The organism is Pseudomonas sp. P42, assembly GCF_017973755.1.
GTDB lineage: Bacteria > Pseudomonadota > Gammaproteobacteria > Pseudomonadales > Pseudomonadaceae > Aquipseudomonas > Aquipseudomonas iridis.
In genome coordinates this window covers 761,670-780,595 of record NZ_JACOPU010000004.1, presented here as the reverse complement: position 1 = coordinate 780,595, position 18,926 = coordinate 761,670, and the positions used below count along the sequence as shown (strand labels likewise).

Annotated in this window: 16 protein-coding genes; 11 read left to right on the top strand and 5 right to left on the bottom strand. The window is 58.2% G+C overall.

Annotated elements, in window-relative coordinates:
- Positions 1-126: 126 nt before the first annotated feature.
- Positions 127-1,269, top strand: a complete 1,143-nt coding sequence (pdxB, locus tag H8B20_RS16775; RefSeq protein ID WP_210623914.1) for a 4-phosphoerythronate dehydrogenase PdxB — start codon at positions 127-129, stop codon at positions 1,267-1,269.
- A 75-nt stretch (positions 1,270-1,344) separates the two neighbouring features.
- Here the strand turns inward: pdxB and H8B20_RS16770 are convergent, their stop codons facing one another.
- Positions 1,345-1,524: a PA1571 family protein gene (locus H8B20_RS16770; protein WP_042560177.1), complete on the bottom strand. Its 180-nt coding sequence runs from the start codon at positions 1,522-1,524 to the stop codon at positions 1,345-1,347.
- Positions 1,525-1,780: 256 nt separating this feature from the next.
- Between H8B20_RS16770 and H8B20_RS16765 the strand changes: the two genes are divergently transcribed.
- Positions 1,781-3,559 (top strand): ABC transporter transmembrane domain-containing protein, encoded by a 1,779-nt coding sequence (locus tag H8B20_RS16765; protein WP_210623913.1) that lies wholly within the window; start codon positions 1,781-1,783, stop codon positions 3,557-3,559.
- A 100-nt stretch (positions 3,560-3,659) separates the two neighbouring features.
- Here H8B20_RS16765 and H8B20_RS16760 read toward each other — a convergent pair whose 3' ends face one another.
- Positions 3,660-5,588: a transglycosylase SLT domain-containing protein gene (locus H8B20_RS16760; protein WP_047302248.1), complete on the bottom strand. Its 1,929-nt coding sequence runs from the start codon at positions 5,586-5,588 to the stop codon at positions 3,660-3,662.
- Between the two features lie 214 nt (positions 5,589-5,802).
- Between H8B20_RS16760 and H8B20_RS16755 the strand changes: the two genes are divergently transcribed.
- Positions 5,803-7,719, top strand: a complete 1,917-nt coding sequence (locus tag H8B20_RS16755; protein ID WP_047302246.1) for an ATP-binding cassette domain-containing protein — start codon at positions 5,803-5,805, stop codon at positions 7,717-7,719.
- Positions 7,720-7,839: 120 nt separating this feature from the next.
- On the opposite strand, the gene H8B20_RS16750 is transcribed toward H8B20_RS16755, so the two are convergent.
- Entirely contained in the window at positions 7,840-8,277 is a 438-nt protein-coding gene (locus tag H8B20_RS16750; RefSeq protein ID WP_042560173.1) for a universal stress protein, read from the bottom strand.
- A 103-nt stretch (positions 8,278-8,380) separates the two neighbouring features.
- Here H8B20_RS16750 and H8B20_RS16745 point away from each other — a divergent pair, with 103 nt between their 5' ends.
- The 7 genes from H8B20_RS16745 to H8B20_RS16715 all read left to right on the top strand — a co-directional run bounded on the left by H8B20_RS16745 (position 8,381) and on the right by H8B20_RS16715 (position 16,788).
- The gene (locus H8B20_RS16745) at positions 8,381-8,818 is read left to right on the top strand and encodes a hypothetical protein (protein WP_210623912.1); all 438 of its coding nucleotides are present in this window, start codon (positions 8,381-8,383) and stop codon (positions 8,816-8,818) included.
- Between the two features lie 527 nt (positions 8,819-9,345).
- Positions 9,346-11,493 carry a fatty acid oxidation complex subunit alpha FadB gene (fadB, locus tag H8B20_RS16740; RefSeq protein ID WP_210623911.1) on the top strand — a complete coding sequence of 716 codons (2,148 nt, stop codon included), beginning with the start codon at positions 9,346-9,348 and terminating at the stop codon, positions 11,491-11,493.
- Between the two features lie 32 nt (positions 11,494-11,525).
- Positions 11,526-12,701: an acetyl-CoA C-acyltransferase FadA gene (gene fadA, locus H8B20_RS16735; protein ID WP_042560170.1), complete on the top strand. Its 1,176-nt coding sequence runs from the start codon at positions 11,526-11,528 to the stop codon at positions 12,699-12,701.
- 97 nt (positions 12,702-12,798) lie between these two features.
- On the top strand, positions 12,799-13,035 hold the full coding sequence (locus H8B20_RS16730) for a DUF1653 domain-containing protein (protein WP_042560169.1): 237 nt from the start codon (positions 12,799-12,801) through the stop codon (positions 13,033-13,035).
- 114 nt (positions 13,036-13,149) lie between these two features.
- On the top strand, positions 13,150-15,780 hold the full coding sequence (topA, locus tag H8B20_RS16725; protein ID WP_042560168.1) for a type I DNA topoisomerase: 2,631 nt from the start codon (positions 13,150-13,152) through the stop codon (positions 15,778-15,780).
- A 143-nt stretch (positions 15,781-15,923) separates the two neighbouring features.
- Positions 15,924-16,448, top strand: coding sequence for a DUF6586 family protein (locus tag H8B20_RS16720; RefSeq protein WP_042560167.1), 525 nt, complete (start codon positions 15,924-15,926; stop codon positions 16,446-16,448).
- Positions 16,449-16,554: 106 nt separating this feature from the next.
- A complete protein-coding gene (locus tag H8B20_RS16715) occupies positions 16,555-16,788 on the top strand; it encodes a hypothetical protein (protein WP_042562149.1) in 234 nt (77 codons plus the stop codon).
- Between the two features lie 97 nt (positions 16,789-16,885).
- Here the strand turns inward: H8B20_RS16715 and sulA are convergent, their stop codons facing one another.
- Both sulA and lexA read right to left on the bottom strand, forming a co-directional pair.
- Complete coding sequence (sulA, locus tag H8B20_RS16710) at positions 16,886-17,359, bottom strand: SOS-induced cell division inhibitor SulA (protein WP_042560166.1); 474 nt, start codon at positions 17,357-17,359, stop codon at positions 16,886-16,888.
- A 10-nt stretch (positions 17,360-17,369) separates the two neighbouring features.
- Entirely contained in the window at positions 17,370-17,978 is a 609-nt protein-coding gene (gene lexA / locus H8B20_RS16705) for a transcriptional repressor LexA (RefSeq protein ID WP_042560165.1), read from the bottom strand.
- A 229-nt stretch (positions 17,979-18,207) separates the two neighbouring features.
- Between lexA and H8B20_RS16700 the strand changes: the two genes are divergently transcribed.
- Positions 18,208-18,915, top strand: a complete 708-nt coding sequence (locus tag H8B20_RS16700) for a TetR/AcrR family transcriptional regulator (RefSeq protein ID WP_042560164.1) — start codon at positions 18,208-18,210, stop codon at positions 18,913-18,915.
- The last annotated feature ends 11 nt before the right edge of the window (positions 18,916-18,926 follow it).

The window sequence follows — 18,926 nt, the reverse complement described above, 5'->3', positions numbered from 1 at the left end:
GTAATCACTCATGGCTTTGCGCCGTCCTCGCCACAGGGGGCATGTCGTTGTCAGGATTGGAATCAAACCCCGCTGGCCCAACCGCGTATCTGCACCTAAACTGCCGATCCGCCCAAGGAGCCCGCCATGCTGATTGTTGCTGACGAAAATATCCCGCTGCTCGATGCCTTTTTTGCCGGTTTTGGCGAGATCCGCCGAGTGCCCGGCCGTTCCATTGACCGTGCGACGGTCGAGCAGGCCGACGTGTTATTGGTGCGTTCGGTGACCAACGTCAACCGCGCGCTGCTCGTGGGCAGCAAGGTTCGCTTTGTTGGCACCTGCACCATCGGCACCGATCACCTGGATCTCGAATATTTCAACGAAGCGGGCATCACCTGGTCGAGCGCGCCCGGCTGCAATGCCCGAGGCGTGGTCGACTACGTGCTCGGCAGCCTGATGACGCTTGCCGAAATCGAGGGCGTTGATCTCACTCAGCGTACTTATGGTGTCGTCGGCGCCGGTGAGGTCGGGGGGCGCCTGATCAACGTCTTGAAGGGCCTGGGCTGGAACGTGAAAGTCTGTGATCCGCCACGTCAGGCTGCCGAGGGGGGGGATTACGTCAGCCTGGAGCAGATCATCGAACAGTGCGACGTGATCAGCCTGCACACACCGCTGACCCGCAGCGGTAACAGTGCGACTTGGCACCTGTTCGATCAACAACGTTTGCAGCAACTCAAACCTGGCGCCTGGTTGATCAACGCAGCGCGTGGGCCTGTCGTGGATAACGCTGCGCTACGCGAAGTGCTACTGGAGCGCGAAGACCTGCAAGCGGTGCTCGATGTCTGGGAGGCCGAACCCGAGGTCGATGTGGCTCTTGCCGAACTCTGTGTGCTGGCCACGCCGCACATTGCCGGTTACAGCCTCGACGGCAAGCAGCGCGGCACGGCGCAGATTTATCAAGCGTACTGCGAGTTCATTGATCAGCCTGCGAGCATCCAGCTCAGTGACCTGCTGCCGGCGCCGTGGTTGTCGCAAGTAACCTTGCATGCCGACAGTGATCCGGCCTGGGCATTGGCGATGTTGTGCCGTGGCGTGTACGACCCACGTCGGGATGACGCGGATTTTCGCCGCAGTCTTGTAGGCAATGTCGCCGAGCAACGTGCGGCGTTCGATGTTTTGCGCAAGCAGTATCCGGTTCGGCGCGAGATTGAAGGGTTGAAAGTACGGATCGAGGGGCATTCGCTAACGTTGCGCCAGATCGTGACAGCGCTCGGAGCAGTAGCTCTCTAGCCCATTCCCCTGTAGGGCGGAAGCAGGCATAAAAAACCCGGCCAAATGGGCCGGGTCAGGAAGACGGTGGCTATATCACTCTTGTTCGGCAGGCTTGACCAATCGTTTCTCCAGTTCGCGGCAAGCGTCCTGGATCATGTCTTCAGTGATCGGTACTTCGCGGCCTTTTTCATCAATAATCGAGCAACCCAGAGTCTGGCCGGGTTTGGTACGGATCACTTGAATCTTGTCTTCGCTGCTTTGTTGCAAGGACATGGCCTGTCTCCTCATCAGGTTGTGCGCCTAGGTTAAAACCCCCACGTGACCGGGCTGTGACAGCTCCCTGCGGTCCGTCGGCGGCGGCATCTCTACTCAACCAGAAATGACCGCGCGCCTCAATCGGGACTTTAGACCAATAGCAACTATGGCCTAGTCTTTGGGGGCATATTTAAACTGACTCATTGTGATTTACAGAGTTCCACCCATCGAATGGTCTAGGATGGCCTCTCCATCAACACGGATGTGTACCTGAATGACACCGACGCTTTCCTCACGCCATCGGCGCGCCTTGAGTTTGACCAGCCGATTCATCGCGCCTTACCGCTGGCAGGTTTGCGGCGCGCTGCTGGCGTTGATCGTCACCGCAGCCGTAACGTTGTCGATGGGGCAAGGGATCAAACTGTTGGTCGATCGGGGTTTCATGACCCAGTCGCCGCACCAGCTCAACCAGACAATCGGCATATTCATGTTGATGGTGGTGGGGCTGGCGATCGGCACGTTCGCGCGATTTTACTGGGTGTCGTGGATTGGCGAACGCTGCGTGGCCGATATCCGGCGTGAGGTGTTCAATCATCTGGTCTACCTGCATCCCGGGTTTTACGAAAACAACCGCAGTTCCGAGATTCAATCGCGCCTGACCGCCGACACCACACTGCTGCAATCGGTCATCGGATCATCGCTCTCGATGTTCCTGCGCAACCTGCTGATGGTTATCGGCGGTGTCATCCTGCTATTCGTTACCAATGCGAAACTCACCAGCATCGTGGTGATTGCCTTGCCGTTCGTGGTTGCGCCGATCCTGATCTTCGGTCGGCGCGTTCGCAATCTGTCACGGCTGAGTCAGGACCGGGTCGCCGACATCGGCAGCTATGTTTCCGAGGCCCTCGGCCAGATCAAAACCGTGCAGGCCTACAATCACCAGGTTCAGGATGAGCGACGTTTCGCAGCGACCGTCGAAGATGCTTTCGAGATGGCGCGCAAACGCATCTTTCAGCGCTCATGGATGATCACCATGGTGATCGTGCTGGTTTTGGGGGCAGTCGCGGTGATGTTGTGGGTCGGCGGCATGGACGTGATCGCTGGGCGAATCACGGGTGGCGAACTGGCCGCATTTGTCTTCTATAGCCTGATCGTTGGCAGTGCAATCGGTACCTTGAGTGAAGTTATCGGGGAGTTGCAACGTGCCGCGGGGGCGGCGGAGCGAATCGCCGAACTGCTCAGTGCGCAAAGCATTATCAAGGCGCCGACCACAGGGTTGGTGGCTTTGCCGGAGCGAGTGAGGGGCGAACTGCAATTGCAGGATGTGCGTTTTTCCTACCCGTCACGTCCGGAAAGCTTGGCCGTCAATGGCTTGAGTCTGAGTATCAAGGCGGGTGAAACGCTGGCGCTTGTTGGGCCGTCCGGCGCCGGCAAGTCCACGGTATACGACTTGCTGCTGCGTTTCTATGACCCTGTTGAAGGGCAGATTCTGATCGATGGCGTGCCGTTGACCAGTCTTGATCCGCTGGATTTGCGCCGCTGTTTTGCTCTGGTGTCACAGACTCCTGCATTGTTCTTTGGCAGTGTGGAAGAAAACATTCGTTACGGCTGCCCGACGGCCACACTTGACCAGGTCAAGGAAGCGGCCCGAATCGCCCACGCTCACGACTTCATCGAGAAAATGCCGAATGGCTATCAGACTCACCTGGGCGATGCTGGACTCGGACTCTCCGGTGGACAACGGCAGCGCCTTGCTATCGCCCGAGCCTTGCTGGTGGACGCGCCGATTCTGCTGCTCGACGAAGCTACCAGCGCCCTGGATGCGCAGAGCGAGCATCTGATTCAGGAAGCGTTGCCAAGCCTGATGCAAAACCGCACCACGCTGGTCATTGCCCATCGCTTGGCCACCGTAAAAAATGCCGACCGGATCGCGGTGATGGATCAAGGCAAACTGGTCGCGGTGGGTACACATCAGGAATTGATTGCGAGCAATCCGTTGTATGCGCGGTTGGCGGCGTTGCAGTTCAACGATGGACAGGCGGCTGTCGTGTAGGCGTTGCTGCAGGCTGCGACCTTTTGATCTTTGCACGTTACAAAAAATGCCCGTATCTCGCGATACGGGCATTTTTTATTACTCGGCGTTAGCCTGCTGATCACTGATCATCGAAGTAGCGTTCATGCCAATCCACCAGCGGCTGCGGTGAGTTGAGCTTCTGGCCGTAGATCACCGAATAGGACAGCACGTTCTGTACGTACTGGCGCGTTTCGTCGAACGGGATGCTTTCCACCCATACGTCGAAGCTCAGGTGATCGGCGCCGCGCAGCCATTGACGCACGCGTCCGGGGCCGGCGTTATAGGCGGCGGAGGCGAGGACACGGTTGCCATTGAACTGGCTGTGCACCTGGCTCAGGTAAGCGGCACCGAGCTGGATGTTCTTGTCCGGGTTCAGCACTTGCTGCGGCGAGGCCAGGGGGATGTTGAACTTGCGTGAAGTTTCCTTGGCGGTGCCGGGCATCAGTTGCATCAGGCCGCTGGCGCCAACGCCGGAGCGGGCGTCGTCCATGAACGCACTTTCCTGACGGGTGATGGCGAACACCCAGCTCGAATGCAGACCACGAACCTTGGCCTCACGCACCAGGGTATCGCGGTGGGCCATCGGGAAACGGATGTCCAGATCGTCCCAGTATTGCGCCTGGCTGATGGTGCGGATCGCCGGGAAATACCACTTCAGGTCGTAGGCCAGTTTGGCCTGGGCAACCATTTCGTCGCGGTTGAAGTGACGGCTGACGTGGTACCACTCGCGGCGTCCGTCGACGATTTGCCCGCGTGCATGGAACTCAAGTGCGCGGCGCACGCCGGGCGTGTTGCGTACCTTGTTGATCAGCGCCTGGCTAAGCACAAGCGGTTTATTGTTCAACGAGTACGGAGATTGCGAACGGTCAGCGGCGAGGAAGCCGTAGAAATCACGCTCGCGCGAAAGATTTTTGTACAGGGTCTGCGCTTCCGGGTTCTGCGGTTGCGCCAGCTCAAGACTGCGCGCCTGCCAGTAACGCCAGCGGTTGGTGGTGGCCAGATCCTGCGGCAGACGGCGGGTCAATTGATAAGCATCGTCCCAGCGCGCCAGACGAAGGAGCAGGCGCAGGCGCCATTCTGAGACGGTGTTGTCACGCAGTTCCGGGTCGTATTTGGTCATCACGTCCAGTGCGCGGCTGTCGAAGCGGCGGGCCAGCGTCAGGCCGATTTCCCGGGCGATCGCGACTTTCTCATCGCGGGAGAAATGCATGCTGCTGGCGTAACCGTCGAGCAGCGCCATGGCTTTGTCCGGATCCTGGCGGGCGAGGCGGCGCAGGCCGAGGCTGACCACATCGGACATCGGCTCATCGGCCGGAGTAAAACGCGACGGCTGGTTGAGCAGTTCGGGTTTCTGCGCCACATCCACCAACAGGCGACCACGGGGGGCGAGGGTGGTCAGGCCGTTGATCAGACTGTTGGCCAGCGGATAGTTGCGCGCCTGGGCGGCAAGCTTGGTGCGCTCCCAGCGCTTCTGTTCGGTCAGTTGACCCTCGGCGGCCCACATGCCGAACAGTGCATCGCACGCGGCGGGTTGCGACTTGCCGGTCAGCCAGAGCTTTTCGGTGGCGGCGTAACCTTCGGTCTTTTTGTTGTGGCTGATCTGATACTGCGCGTTCAGGCAGTCCAGTTCGGTGAAATTGAGCTTGGGATCGTAATACTTGACGAAGGTCGCCCAGTCACCGCGATCGGCCAGCCAGCGCAACCAGCGCAGCTTCATCCAGTTGGCCTGGGGCAGGTCACCGTGCTCGGCGAGGAATTTCTCTATTTCCGCATTGCTGGCGCTTTTCAGGCGTGCGGTCAGCTCGTCGTAAGCAAGATACGGCTCGAGGGGGTAATCGGCCAGCGCCTGGCTATAGCGCATATATGGGCCGGTATCGCCCTTGGCCAACGCGCGTTTGGCTTCATCGTAATACTGACGCTGGGTGGACAGGTCCACCGCCTGGGCGGATTGAACGGCAGCGGCGGAGAGTAGCAAACAGGACAAAACACTGAAGAGGCGACTGCGCATGAGACATCCGGGCAGAGAAATCATGACAAGTGCCGACATCAATCAGCACTGAATTATCTGTAGCTTAGCCTTTTGCCGGCGAGCGGCGAAAGCTTTGCGGGCCTTGCAGCACAAGTTCGCAACAAATGTTGTGCAGAGTGCTTCGACAGACAAATTGCCGGCCTGCTGAAGCCTCAAGTCAGGTAGAATGCGCCCCCGGTTTTTGGAGAAGCTCATGACCCTGCTCAAATTCAGCGATGTGTCCCTTGCGTTCGGCGCTATGCCGTTGTTGGACAAGGTGTCCTGGCAGATCGCCCGTGGTGAGCGGGTGTGCATCATCGGCCGCAACGGCACTGGCAAGTCCAGCATGATGAAACTGGTCAAGGGCGACCAGAAGCCTGATGACGGCTCGGTGTGGCGTGCCCCCGGTCTGAAAATCGGCGAACTGCCGCAAGAATTGCCTGTGGCCGACGAGCGGACAGTATTCGACGTGGTGGCTGAAGGCCTCGACGGCGTTGGCGCATTGCTCGCCGAATACCATCACTTGAGCCAGAACATCGTTACCGATGCCGATCTGGACAAGCTCATGCACGTTCAGCACGACCTCGAAGCCCGTGATGGCTGGCGCTTGCAGACCCTGGTCGACAGCACCCTAAGCCGCCTGCAACTGCCGGCCGACAAGACACTCGCCGAGTTGTCCGGTGGCTGGCGTCGTCGCGTGCTGCTGGCGCAGGCGCTGGTGTCCGAGCCGGATCTGCTGCTGCTCGACGAGCCAACCAACCACCTGGACATCGGTGCGATTGCCTGGCTTGAAGAAGCGCTGAAAGATTTTCAGGGCGCCGTGTTGTTCATCACGCACGACCGTTCCTTCTTGCAAAACCTCGCCACGCGCATCCTGGAACTGGATCGCGGCGGCCTGATCGACTGGAACGGCGACTACGCCAGCTTCCTTGTGCACAAAGAAGCCGAGCTCGCTGCCGAAGCCACTGCCAACGCGCTGTTCGACAAGCGTCTGGCCCAGGAGGAAGTGTGGATCCGTCAGGGCATCAAGGCCCGTCGCACCCGTAACGAAGGCCGCGTGCGCGCCCTGAAAGCACTGCGCGTTGAGCGCAGCGAGCGTCGTGAGCGTACCGGCAAGGCCAACATTCAGCTGGACACCGCCGACAAGTCCGGCAAACAGGTGATGGTGCTCGAGAACGTGAGCTTTGCTCATCCGGGCGGCCCGTTCCTGATCAAGGATTTCTCGATGGTTCTGCAGCGCGGCGACCGTATCGGTTTGCTTGGCGCCAACGGTACCGGCAAGACCACCCTGTTGAAGCTGATGCTCAACGGCTTGCAGCCAACCAGCGGTAAAGTGGAAGAGGGTACGCGGATCGACGTGGCGTACTTCGACCAGTTGCGCCATCAGCTGGATCTGGAAAAAACCGTAATCGACAACGTCGCCGAAGGTCGCGACTTTATCGATATCGATGGTCAGAGCCGCCACGTGCTGAGCTACCTCGGTGACTTCCTGTTCAGCCCGCAGCGTGCTCGCACGCCGGTCAAGGCGCTGTCGGGTGGTGAGCGTGCGCGTCTGTTGCTGGCCAAGCTGTTCAGCAAGCCAGCGAACCTGCTGGTACTCGACGAACCGACCAACGACCTGGACGTGGAAACCCTCGAGCTGCTTGAAGAAGTGCTGCTGACGTTCAACGGCACTGTGCTGATGGTCAGCCACGACCGGGCATTCCTCGACAACGTGGTCACCAGCACCCTGGTCTTCGAAGGTGAAGGCAAGGTGCGTGAATACGTCGGCGGTTATCAGGACTGGATCCGTCAGGGCGGCTCGCCGCGTCTATTGGGCGTGACCGAGAGCAAGTCGGGCAAAGCTGACCTGAACTCGGCAGTGGTTACTGCTGAGCCGGCCGCTGCTGCGCCAGTTGCTGCTCCGGCTGCCAAGAAAAAGCTGAGCTACAAGCTGCAGCGCGAGCTGGAAGCGTTGCCGGGCGATATCGATGCCAAGGAGCAGCAGATCGCTGCCGTTGAGGCTGAAATGGCCGACAGCGGTTTCTATCAGCGTCCTGCGCCAGAGACTGCCAAGGTCATTGCCTCGCTTGAGCAATTGCAGGCGGAACTGGAAGCGTTGGTGGAGCGTTGGGCCGAGCTGGATGCCTGATTGCTTCAGCCATTAAAAAGCCCGGCCTCATTCGCGTGAGGCCGGGCTTTTTGCAGGAGCTGCCGAAGGCTGTGATCTTTTGGTCTGCAAGACCGCAGCCTTGGGCCGCTCCTGCAGGGTTTAGCGTTTGACCAGATGCACCGCCAGCACATCGCAAGGCGCGCCGTGCAGCACATCATTGGCTGTCGAGCCCAGCAATAGCGCCAGACCATGACGGCCATGGCTGCCGACCACGATCAGATCGCATTGCTGTTCCTTGGCGAAGTGATGGATTTCCTGACGCGGCTGGCCGTAGGTCAAATGGCAATTGGCGCCTTCAAGCTCGGTGTACTTGAGCTTAAGGCGCTCAAGGCGTTCCTTGGCCTGATCGAACTGCTGCTGTTGCAGTTGTGACAGGTCCATCGGTACGTCGCCGCCAAAAGCCATGGCCATCGGTTCGACGATATGCACCAGCGACAGCTTGGCGCCGTTGCTCACCGACAGCTCGCGGGCGCGGTGGATGACGGGGTCGCACTCTTCAGTCAGATCTACGGCGACCAGGATGTGGTGGTAGGGCATGAGGCGCTCCTCGTGAGGGTTCAATATTGGTAAGTATGGCTGGTTTCAAGCGCATTGGTTCCGAAGTGAAGCAATGGGCTCATCAGAAAACGGGAGTACAGATATGACGGTCTGGATAGTGGTGTCAATCCTGTTGGTGGTATTGAGCCCACTGGCATGGTTGCGCCCATCGCGCGCGCAGAGCGGTCGAATCGCTCTGCGCATGGAGGCGCGTCGTATTGGCCTGGCCATGCAACTGGCGCCTCAGGAGTGGCCGCACTGGCTGTCGCAAGAGCCGCCGGATCCGTGCGCGCAATACCATCGGCCGCGTCGCGGTAATCAGCCGGCATGCTGGACCTACTGGCAAAAATCGCCAGGCGTGTGGGTCAATCAGTGGCAGGAAGTCTGCGAAGATCGGGCGATGCTCAATCATTTCGAAAAGTTGCCAGGCAACGTCTTCAAGATCGAAGCGGATAAGCAGATGATCGCCTTGTACTGGGGCGAGAAGGGCGAAGCCACGGTTTTGCTGGATATCGACGCCACTCTGAAAGCGCTGGCGTGACTCGCTGACGTTTCGCACCGCAACGGTGCGAAACGTCCGGCAGACGAGCAATAAAAAGCCCGACATGATTCATCGGGCGGGTTGGCCAGGCAGGCCGGAAACTTTATGACCACTGACCCAGGCTTCAAATGGGCAGCGCGTTTATCTATCGTCCCGTGAGCGTAGACTTTTAAACAGGGCTCGCTGCGAATTAGGGCGACTTTTCTAACTATTGATCCTATGAATGGCTTCACATGCAGGCGCGTGTTGTGGATCTGCGTGGTACGGAAATGACCGCAAAGTCGCATTCCAACCCGCATTTTGGGCGATTGACAATTGTTGGAAATTCCGTGAAGGTGATGTACCCAAATCAAACGGGCGTATGAATTGAGCGTTTGTCTTACAGACTGCTCCTACAGAATCCCGACTATCGCGTTGGCGGGTGTGCCGGGTGGATTGGTGTCAGCATCGACGAAAAAGCGTCCTGCCTAGCCATTCGCCTGCGTCCGACGTGTACTGTTCAGCTTCCATATCGTGGAGATCAGTTGATGATTTACGAAGGTAAAGCCATCACGGTTAAAGCTCTTGAAAGTGGCATCGTCGAATTGAAATTCGACCTCAAGGGTGAGTCCGTCAACAAGTTCAACCGTCTAACCCTGAACGAACTGCGTCAGGCCGTAGACACCATCAAGGCAGATGCTTCGATCAAGGGCGTGATCGTCAGCAGTGGCAAGGACGTGTTCATCGTCGGCGCCGACATCACCGAATTTGTCGAGAACTTCAAGCTGCCGGATGCGGAGCTCGTTGCTGGCAATCTCGAAGCCAACAAGATCTTCAGCGATTTCGAAGACCTCAACGTTCCGACTGTCGCCGCGATCAATGGCATCGCTCTGGGTGGTGGTCTGGAAATGTGCCTGGCGGCTGACTATCGAGTCATGTCCACCAACGCCAAGATCGGCCTGCCGGAAGTCAAACTGGGCATCTACCCAGGCTTCGGCGGCACCGTACGTCTGCCGCGCCTGATCGGTGCCGACAACGCCATCGAGTGGATTGCCTCCGGCAAGGAAAACCGTCCGGAAGACGCGCTGAAAGTTAGCGCAGTCGATGCCGTGGTTGCTCCAGAGAAACTGCAGGAAGCTGCCCTTGAACTGATCAAACGCGCCATTTCCGGCGAGTTCGACTACAAGGCCAAGCGCCAGCCGAAGCTGGAAAAGCTCAAGCTGAACGCTATCGAACAAATGATGGCTTTCGAAACCGCCAAAGGTTTCGTCGCCGGTCAGGCTGGCCCGAACTATCCGGCGCCGGTTGAAGCGATCAAGACCATTCAGAAAGCTGCAAACTTCGGTCGCGACAAGGCGCTGGAAGTTGAAGCCGCCGGTTTCGTCAAACTGGCCAAGACCTCTGCCGCGCAGAGCTTGATCGGTTTGTTCCTGAACGATCAGGAACTGAAGAAAAAGGCCAAAGCCTACGACGAAATCGCCAAAGACGTGAAGCAGGCCGCTGTATTGGGCGCCGGCATCATGGGTGGCGGTATCGCTTATCAGTCGGCCTCCAAAGGCACGCCGATCCTGATGAAGGACATTAACGAGCACGGTATCGAGCAGGGTCTGGCCGAAGCCGCCAAGCTGCTGGTTGGCCGCGTTGATAAAGGTCGCATGACCCCTGCGAAAATGGCTGAAGTGCTCAACGGCATTCGTCCGACCCTGTCCTACGGTGATTTCGGTCACGTCGATCTGGTCGTTGAAGCTGTGGTCGAGAACCCGAAGGTCAAGCAAGCCGTATTGGCTGAAGTTGAAGACAAGGTCAAAGAGGACACCATCCTAGCGTCCAACACTTCGACCATTTCCATCAGCCTGTTGGCCAAGGCCCTCAAGCGTCCGGAAAACTTCGTCGGCATGCACTTCTTCAACCCGGTGCACATGATGCCGCTGGTGGAAGTGATCCGTGGCGAGAAGTCCAGCGAGCTGGCTGTTGCCACCACCGTTGCCTACGCCAAGAAGATGGGCAAGACCCCGATCGTCGTCAACGACTGCCCGGGCTTCCTGGTCAACCGCGTACTGTTCCCATACTTCGGCGGTTTCGCCAAACTGGTCAGCGCCGGTGTGGACTTCGTCCGTATCGACAAGGTCATGGAAAAATTCGGCTGGCCGATGGGCCCGGCATACCTGATGGACGTGGTCGGCATCGACACCGGTCACCACGGTCGTGACGTCATGGCGGAAGGCTTCCCGGATCGCATGAAAGATGACCGTCGCTCGGCCATTGACGTGCTTTACGAAGCCAAGCGTCTGGGTCAGAAAAACGGCAAGGGCTTCTACGCCTACGAGACCGACAAGAAGGGCAAGCAGAAGAAAGTTGCCGATCCGTCGGTACTGGAAGTGCTCAAGCCGATTGTTTACGAGCAGCGCGAAGTCACTGACGAAGACATCATCAACTGGATGATGATCCCGCTCTGCCTGGAAACCGTGCGTTGCCTGGAAGACGGCATCGTTGAAACCGCCGCTGAAGCCGACATGGGTCTGGTCTACGGTATCGGTTTCCCTCCATTCCGTGGCGGTGCGCTGCGCTACATCGATTCGATCGGTGTTGCCGAGTTCGTTGCCCTGGCTGACCAGTACGCTGATTTGGGCGCGCTGTACCACCCGACCGCGAAACTGCGTGAAATGGCCAAAACCGGCCAACGGTTCTTCGGTTAAGCGTCCCAACTTTTGAGCGAGAGTGAAATTTTATGAGCTTGAATCCAAGAGACGTCGTGATTGTCGACTTCGGTCGTACTCCGATGGGCCGCTCCAAGGGCGGCATGCACCGCAACACCCGCGCCGAAGACATGTCGGCGCACCTGATCAGCAAATTGCTGGAACGCAACGTCAAGGTTGATCCGAACGAAGTCGAAGACGTGATCTGGGGCTGCGTCAACCAGACCCTGGAGCAGGGCTGGAACATCGCGCGCATGGCGTCGCTGATGACCCAGATCCCGCACACGGCTGCCGGTCAGACTGTCAGCCGCCTGTGTGGCTCGTCGATGAGCGCGCTGCACACGGCTGCGCAAGCGATCATGACCGGTAACGGTGACGTGTTCGTCGTTGGCGGCGTCGAGCATATGGGTCACGTGAGCATGATGCACGGTGTCGATCCGAACCCGCACATGTCGCTGTACGCGGCGAAAGCCTCGGGCATGATGGGCCTGACCGCTGAAATGCTCGGCAAAATGCACGGCATCACTCGCGAACAGCAGGACGCCTTTGGCGTGCGCTCCCACCAGCTCGCCCACAAGGCGACTCTGGAAGGCAAGTTCAAAGACGAAATCATCCCGATGCAGGGTTACGACGAGAACGGTTTCCTGAAACTGTTCGACTACGACGAAACCATTCGTCCGGAAACCACCCTGGAAAGTCTGGCGGCCCTCAAGCCGGCGTTCAATCCAAAGGGTGGCACCGTGACGGCCGGTACTTCGTCGCAGATCACCGATGGTGCCTCGTGCATGATCGTGATGTCGGCTCAGCGTGCGCAAGACCTGGGTATCCAGCCGATGGCGGTGATCCGTTCGATGGCAGTGGCGGGTGTGGATCCGGCAATCATGGGCTATGGTCCAGTTCCGGCAACACAAAAAGCCCTGAAGCGTGCGGGCCTTGGCATCAACGATATCGACTTCTTCGAGCTCAACGAAGCTTTCGCCGCGCAGGCTCTGCCAGTGCTGAAAGATCTGAAAGTGCTCGACAAGATGAACGAGAAGGTTAACCTGCACGGCGGCGCGATCGCCCTGGGTCACCCGTTCGGTTGCTCCGGTGCTCGGATTTCCGGCACTTTGCTGAACGTGATGAAGCAGAATAGCGGCACCTTCGGGGTGGCCACTATGTGCATTGGTCTCGGCCAAGGCATCTCCACCGTCTTCGAACGCGTTTAAGCGTCTCGTCGATGGAAGCCGGGGCCAAGTGCCCCGGTTTTTGTTTTTGTGGATTTATTTTGTTTTTATTTTGAAAAAATTGAGGGAGGGCCAAACCATGCCGATACAACCTGGGCTCTACCAGCATTACAAAGGTCCGCAGTACCGCGTTTTCAATGTCGCGCGGCATTCCGAGACGGAAGAAGAAGTGGTGTTTTACCAAGCCCTGTATGGCGATTACGGCTTTTGGGTGCGTCCACTGAGCATGTTTCTGGAGTCCGTCGAGGTTGACGGCGAGCAGGTCCCACGCTTTGCTTTGGTGCAAGCCGAACCGAGCCTGTTTTCCAAGGCATAAGGCGAGTGCGCGCAATACCCTGCGCTTGACCTCACCTTGTATCAACTATATATAGCGGTGCCGCGTCAGGCGCCAACCGCCTTTCACTTCTAGAATTCAGGAATTTTCTGATCCATGGGCAAATCGCTGGTCATTGTGGAATCCCCGGCTAAGGCCAAGACCATCAACAAGTATCTGGGCAACCAATACGTGGTGAAGTCGAGTATCGGCCATATCCGAGACCTGCCCACCAGCGGTTCGGCTAGCGCCAGCAAAGAGCCAGCCGCCAAGCGCGGCAAGGCTGCCGCAGGCGAAGGTCCGGTGCTCACGCCGAAAGAGAAAGCGCGCAAGCAGCTGGTCTCGCGTATGGGTGTCGATCCCGATCATGGCTGGAAGGCCAAGTACGAGATCCTCCCGGGCAAAGAGAAGGTCATCGAAGAGCTGCGCCGGCTCGCCAAGGACGCTGACACCATCTATCTCGCAACCGACTTGGATCGCGAGGGGGAAGCCATTGCATGGCACCTGCGCGAAGCCATCGGTGGTGACGACAGCCGCTACAAGCGCGTGGTGTTCAACGAAATCACCAAGAAGGCGATTCAGGAAGCCTTCTCCAAGCCAGGCGAGCTGGACATCGATCGTGTCAACGCTCAGCAGGCGCGTCGTTTCCTCGACCGCGTTGTGGGCTACATGGTCTCGCCGCTGCTGTGGGCCAAGATCGCCCGCGGCCTGTCCGCCGGTCGTGTGCAATCGGTCGCCGTGAAACTGGTGGTTGAGCGTGAGCGTGAAATTCGCGCGTTCAACCCGGAAGAGTACTGGGAAGTGCATGCCGATCTCGGCAGCGCCAAAGGCTCGACCGTACGTTTCGAAGTAGCGCGTGAAAAGGGCGAAGCCTTCAAGCCGCTCAACGAAGCCCAGGCGATGGCCGCGCTGGAGAAACTCAAGTCCTCCAGCTACAGCATCGTCAAGCGCGAAGACAAACCGACCAGCAGCAAGCCGTCGGCGCCGTTCATCACGTCCACCCTGCAGCAGGCGGCGAGCAACCGTCTGGGCTTCGGCGTGAAGAAAACCATGATGATGGCCCAGCGTCTGTACGAAGCCGGCTACATCACTTATATGCGTACCGACTCGACCAACCTCTCGGCAGACGCCGTGACGATGGCACGTGCTTACATCGAAGATGAGTTCGGCAAGAAGTATCTTCCGGAAACGCCGAACGTCTACAGCAGCAAGGAAGGCGCACAAGAGGCTCACGAAGCCATTCGTCCCTCCGACGCCAACACCATTCCGAGCAAGCTGGCGGGTATGGAGCGCGATGCTGAGCGTCTCTATGAGCTGATCTGGCGTCAGTTCCTGGCTTGCCAGATGCTACCTGCGCAATACCTGTCGACAACTGTCAGCGTCGGCGCTGGTGATTTCGAGCTGCGCGCCAAAGGTCGTATCCTGAAGTTTGACGGTTACACCCGCGTAATGCCGCAGATTGCCAAACCTGGCGATGACGACGTTCTGCCCGATATGGCGCAGGGCGACGTGATGAAGCTGATCAAGCTTGATCCGACCCAGCACTTCACCAAGCCGCCGGCGCGTTATTCGGAAGCCAGCCTGGTTAAAGAAATGGAAAAACGCGGTATCGGTCGTCCTTCGACTTACGCTGCGATCATTTCGACTATCCAGGATCGCGGTTACGTGACCCTGCACAACCGTCGTTTCTATTCGGAAAAGATGGGCGACATCGTTACCGAACGTCTGTCGGAGAGCTTCTCGAACCTCATGGACTACGGCTTCACCGCCGGCATGGAAGAAAACCTCGATGACGTGGCTCAGGGCGAGCGCGACTGGAAGAACGTGCTGGACGAGTTCTACGGTGACTTCAAAAAGAAACTCGAAGTAGCCGAGAACCCGGAAAGCGGCATGCGTGCCAACCAGCCGGTCATGACCGACATTCCGTGCACCACTTGCGGCCGTCCGATGCAGATCCGTACCGCATCGACCGGCGTGTTCCTCGGTTGCTCGGGCTACAGCCTGCCGCCGAAAGAGCGCTGCAAAGCCACCGTCAACCTGGTGCCGGGCGATGAAATCGCTGCGGACGATGAGGGTGAGTCGGAGTCGCTGGTGTTGCGTGGCAAGCATCGCTGCCCGATCTGCAGCACGGCGATGGACGCTTACCTGCTCGACGAGAAGCGCAAGCTGCACATCTGCGGTAACAACCCGGATTGCGCTGGCTACGAAATCGAAGAGGGCAGTTATCGCATCAAGGGCTACGAAGGTCCGAGCCTGGAATGCGACAAGTGCGGCAGCGAGATGCAGCTCAAGACCGGCCGTTTCGGCAAGTTCTTCGGCTGCACCAATCCGACCTGCAAAAACACCCGCAAACTGCTGAAGAGCGGTGACGCGGCGCCGCCGAAGATGGATCCGGTGAAGATGCCTGAGCTGAAATGCGAAAAGGTCAACGACACCTACATCCTGCGCGATGGTGCGTCCGGCCTGTTCCTGGCGGCCAGTCAGTTCCCGAAAAACCGCGAGACTCGTGCTCCGCTGGTGATCGAGATTCTTCCGCACAAGGATGAAATCGATCCGAAGTATCACTTCCTGTGCGAAGCACCGCAGAAGGATCCTGATGGTCTGCCAGCGGTGATCCGCTACAGCCGCAAGACCAAGGAGCAATACGTGCAGACCGAAGTCGACGGCAAGCCAACTGGCTGGAAGGCGTACTTCGACGGTGGCAAGTGGACTGTTGAAGACAAGCGCTCCAAGGCCAAGGCTGAGTAAGCGTTAGTCTGATACTGAAAGGCCGCATGAGAACCCTCGGGTTTTCATGCGGCCTTTTTTTTTTGTGCTTGCGGTGTGATCCGTTGATCCACGACACTGTCCGGCCTGTGTGAAGCAATTATTTCGTTGTGGAGGCTGCCGTCATGGCCCACGAACTCTATACCCGCACCAATCAGAAAATCTATTTCGCCGGCCTGTCGCTGGAAGCCTTGGCTCGAGCTGAAGAAGGGCGGGCGATGAATTCTCTGGCGCTGATTCAGGCTGGGCGTGAATCGGCGTTGTTCCACCTCTATGGCGCGCTATTGGGACTGTGTCATGAAATTGCCGGGTTCTATCGCCTGCCTCAGGCGAGTGCACCACGGGCCGAGATGCTGTTGACACGTGAAGTGCTCGAGTCGATCGCGATTCCGGAGCTGGCGGAAATGGTTGAACTGGCAACCAATCCGGAGACCTGGCTGGCAGAATTGCTGGCAGCGCATTCGGCATTGTTCCAGCCGCCTCGCGTGCCACACAAGCCCAAGGGCGATGTGACACAGCCGTTGATTCAGGCTGTTAATCTGGATGAAGAAGAGGCTCCCCAAGAGTTGAGCCGTGAAGAACTTGAGAGTTGGCGGCAGAACCTCAAGAGCCTGGCTATTCGTTTTCGCGAAGGTTTGAACGAATGCTGACGCTGATTGACACGGTGGCAATCTGAAACATGCTGCTGGTCAAGATCACGAGCGAAGCCTGAATGATGTCTATATAATGCCTGCCTTTCGTGGAGAACAGACCTATATGCCAACGTCCTTTCTAGAAATTGTCGAGTTACCCGACGGCCGAATCGAACTGCGCAGGGCTGAGGACGAGGGTTCTCTGGTGACTCTGGATTTCTCCGAGGACGCCAAGACATTCCTGCAGGGCCAGCACGTGGAAATCGCAAAAGCGATGTTGAGCGTTGGCGTGCAGATGGCAGGCCGAATGATCGAAGGTGAGTTTGAAAAAGATGAGGGGTCTCGGGTTCTTCATTGATTCCCGACGGCTTTTTGATTTTGTCACTACCGCTTCAGATCGGCTTCTCTATCCCTGGAGAAGCCCTGCGCTTCACACAGCGCTTATAGCTTGTAAATCAACCCAATCGAATGTTCAAACTCTGAGCGTCGCCCGTGCGTGCAGCGCTGATCAACAGTTGCCGTGAACTTGTGTTCAGCGGGTTGAGCCAGGTGACGACTGTGTGGCTGCGGCCTAGACGCAAGGCTTCGCAAGCGAGTTGTTGAGCACTTTGAGTGCCTCTCGGTTGCAACAGTAGGATGCGCTCTCGATTCAGGCCAGCATCGCGCAGCCATGTTTGGGTCAGGCTGGCAGGTGGCGCAATCAGCGTCAGCCAGCGTGCGTCCAGATCGTCGCTGAGCTCACGAAGGATCGGCGCCAGCAGATTCAGGCAGTTCCCGGCGGCACCACGCAGTGACAGCTCACTGAATACTTCGGGTTCAGTATTCCAGGGGCGCTCGACCACGTCTTTCAGGATCGGCGCCATCGGTTGCGCCATGAACGCTTCGAATAACGGCAGTTGTGTTTGCTGAGGTGTGTGTGGGAACTGCATAAAGCCTCCTTTAGCGGCGGATTACGCCGACACTCAAGCCTTCGATCACCAGTTCCTGATCTTTCAGGTCAACTTCGATAGGGGCGAACTCGGGGTTTTCGGCCATCAGCCAGACCTTGCTGCCTTCGCGCTTGAAGCGTTTTACGGTCACTTCATCGCCGATGCGGGCAACGACGACCTGGCCATTACGCGCTTCGCGGGTGGTATGAACCGCCAGAAGGTCGCCGTCGAAAATACCGATGTCCTTCATGCTCATGCCGTGCACCCGCAGCAGATAGTCCGCACGTGGGTGGAAGAACGCTGGATTGATATTGCAGGACTCTTCGATGTGCTGCTGGGCAAGGATTGGCGCGCCGGCAGCCACCCGGCCGATGATTGGCAGTGTAGAGTCATCGGCCTTCGCTTCGAAGCCAGGGATGCGAATGCCGCGAGAGGCGCCGGGCGTCATCTCGATGGCACCCTTGCGGGCTAGTGCCTTGAGGTGTTCTTCCGCCGCGTTGGGCGACTTGAACCCTAATTCCTGAGCGATTTCCGCGCGGGTTGGCGGATAGCCATTGTCTTCGAGGCAACGTTTGATAAAGGCCAGAATCTCGGCTTGGCGTGGCGTCAGCTTTAGCATATTGATCGCTCTGTTTTTTTATACAGTGACTGGGATTATATACAGTGAAGCGGTCTTGGCAATGCCCGTTTTTTTGCAAGCCGCCAGACGGTCAGTGGACGTGCTTATTAATGCGTCGTCCTTGTGTGGTTAAATAGCTGACTGACCATTCCCAAAACGAACCGACAGGCTTGACAAGACACAGGCTGAAACGTATGTTTCAAACAAGTGTTTGTCAGGCGGAGTAGCCATGGCCCAGTCGGAAACCGTTGAACGCATTCTTGATGCTGCCGAGCAGTTGTTCGCGGAGAAAGGTTTCGCTGAAACCTCATTGCGTTTGATCACCAGCAAGGCTTGCGTCAACCTGGCTGCGGTCAACTATCATTTCGGCTCCAAGAAAGCGCTGATTCAGGCGGTGTTCTCGCGCTTCCTCGGGCCTTTCTGCGCCAGTCTCGATAAAGAGCTGGAACGCCGTCAGGCCAAACCTGAAAACAAGCCGACCCTCGAAGAGCTGCTGGAAATCCTCGTCGAACAGGCCCTCGTGGTTCAGCCTCGCAGCGGTAACGACCTGTCGATCTTCATGCGTCTGCTCGGCCTCGCGTTCAGCCAAAGCCAGGGTCACCTGCGCCGTTACCTGGAAGATATGTACGGCAAGGTGTTCCGTCGCTACATGCTGCTGGTCAACGAAGCGGCACCTAACATTCCCCCGATTGAATTGTTCTGGCGCGTGCACTTCATGCTCGGCGCCGCGGCGTTCAGCATGTCCGGCATCAAGGCGTTGCGCGCGATTGCCGAGACAGATTTCGGCGTCAATACCTCCATCGAGCAGGTCATGCGCCTGATGGTGCCGTTCCTCGCTGCGGGTATGCGCGCTGATACCGGCGTCACCGACGCTGCCATGGCCACTGCGCAATTGCGCCCGCGCAGCAAATCAACGCCGGTGGCCGCCAAGGTTTAACCGCGCACGGG